3 protein-coding genes are annotated in these 1,786 nt (G+C 66.9%); all 3 read left to right on the top strand.

The window, feature by feature from the left end:
- Window positions 1-718: hypothetical protein (locus tag H074_RS00040; protein WP_007027958.1), on the top strand; the 718-nt coding region annotated here is incomplete at its 5' end.
- A gap of 45 nt (window positions 719-763) precedes the next feature.
- Window positions 764-1,270: a hypothetical protein gene (locus H074_RS00035; RefSeq protein WP_007027957.1), complete on the top strand. Its 507-nt coding sequence runs from the start codon at window positions 764-766 to the stop codon at window positions 1,268-1,270.
- 279 nt (window positions 1,271-1,549) lie between these two features.
- Window positions 1,550-1,786 (top strand): hypothetical protein (locus H074_RS00030; RefSeq protein WP_007027956.1); only part of this gene is annotated, 237 nt, incomplete at its 3' end.

Raw genomic sequence — 1,786 nt, 5'->3', positions numbered from 1 at the left:
GAAGGAACTCGAAACCTGCGCGGGCCTGCGGAACCAAGCGGCCCACGGCGACTTCGGCCCGCTCAGTCACGAGCGAGCCGGGCTGATGGAGCAGCAGACGAGCATCCTCCTGCGCAGGCTGGAGGAGTTGCCTCCACTGGCGAGCAGGCTGACAATTCTGGTCCGGCGGGAAACGGCTCGCGTACTGCGTGAGGCTGAAGCTGAAGAAACAAGACTGCGCACCGAATTCGAGGCGCGTGCGCGTAACTCCCTGGCGATCGTCGCTCGGGACCTTCCTTCGCGCGTGGACAACGCGGCGAAGGATGCTGCACAGCGGGAGCCCGATGTGGCCAGGGAACTGGGCGCCGCCCGGATCAAGGATCTTCGACGCGAGCTCACCGCGGTGGCAGAGGTCCTGGCCTCGGAGGTCGAGACGGCCTTCGATCAGATCGAATGGCCCCGCCCGATGTCACGGACATTTTCTGAGGTCACACCCCGGGACATCCACGCGGCGCTGCTCAAGTTCTTTAACGGACCGCGGGCCGACAAAGTGACCGCGATCTTGCAACACCATGGCTTCTCGAGGCGCAGGGTCCTGCCGGAGGACTTTTACGACGAGAAGGACTTCGGCGCGGTTGCTGAAGCGTTGACGTCGCTGTCCATCGCCGAACACGCGCTCGCTGCGGCGAAAGCTGCCGACGATCGGGCTACCGTCGACTCGCTGTGGAGCGATGAGTAGTCCCGCCGGGAAGCGCGGTGCCCGTCCTCAGGATCGGACCCCGCCATGACCGGAGCCGCATGGGTCGCGCTCGCCGCCCTGACCGTCAGCCTCGCCCAGGCGATCATTCACCTGATCCGCTTCTACAAGGTGAAGGCGAAGGCGGAGTTGTCCGCTCACGGGCTGGAGCGCTACGTGACGACACCGTGGAGCAGCCGGACCGGGTCCGCCGCAGACGGCACACACAAACAGATCTTCCCCGAGCTCGTCATCGTCAACCACGGTCCTCATGAGGCGACCGACATCGTCGTTCAGCTACTCGACCGCGAGTTGGCCCCCATCGTCGACCTCAGTCAGGCGTTCATGTTCCATCCGGGCAAAACAGACCGTGGGGAGAACGATTGGCGGCGCGAACTGCGGATCCTGCACCCTAGGCAGGAGATCGTGCTGGCACTCATCGCCGCAGACCAGGTTCCCTTTCCGGCGGCAGTCCGCCTGAGCTGGCGCGATGGGCGTCGTCGTGAACAGGAAGCTCAGTGGCTAACTCCGCCACGGTGGCTATCGGAGCCTTGATCCGGCGCAAGAACTGGTCTCGGCGGACGACGGGGACGTGGCGGCCGCGGTCACAGCAGACCGGCCTGGTGAAGCTTGACGACCGCGGTGGCCAGCCCGCCAAGGAGGTTGACGCCCCAGATAAGCCGGAACATCTTGTGGGCCATGTCCCGCCGGGTTGGTCGAGTGCCTGCTCAGCGCGACGCGAAGGCAGCAGGCGGCCAGCGTGGCGACGAAGACGGCGTAGCCCAGAGACGTCCTGTTCCGGATAATACGGCATTATCTGGAACAAGGAGGGCGATGGGGGCCGTGACCGCGATCCGGACCGCGGCGGGCGCGCCGGACGGTGCCGCCGCGATCGCCGCGTGGGCCGCGCACCTGCCGACCGTCCGCGGCCGCTCCGGGTACCTCACCGCGCCGAACACGATCAAGGCCTACCTCTCGGCCACGGCCGCCGTCGTCGACCCGGCGAACTCCATCGCCGTGCTCGACACCGAGCCGGGCGCGACCGCGCTCCAGGCCACGGTCACCGCGCGG

The organism is Amycolatopsis decaplanina DSM 44594 (assembly GCF_000342005.1).
GTDB lineage: Bacteria > Actinomycetota > Actinomycetes > Mycobacteriales > Pseudonocardiaceae > Amycolatopsis > Amycolatopsis decaplanina.
This window is presented reverse-complemented; position numbering and strand designations above follow the sequence as displayed.

What these genes read in the sequence shown, in the direction of transcription:
- H074_RS00035 (WP_007027957.1), top strand. Translation starts at nt 764, where the DNA reads ATGACCGGAGCCGCATGGGTCGCGCTCGCCGCCCTGACCGTCAGCCTC.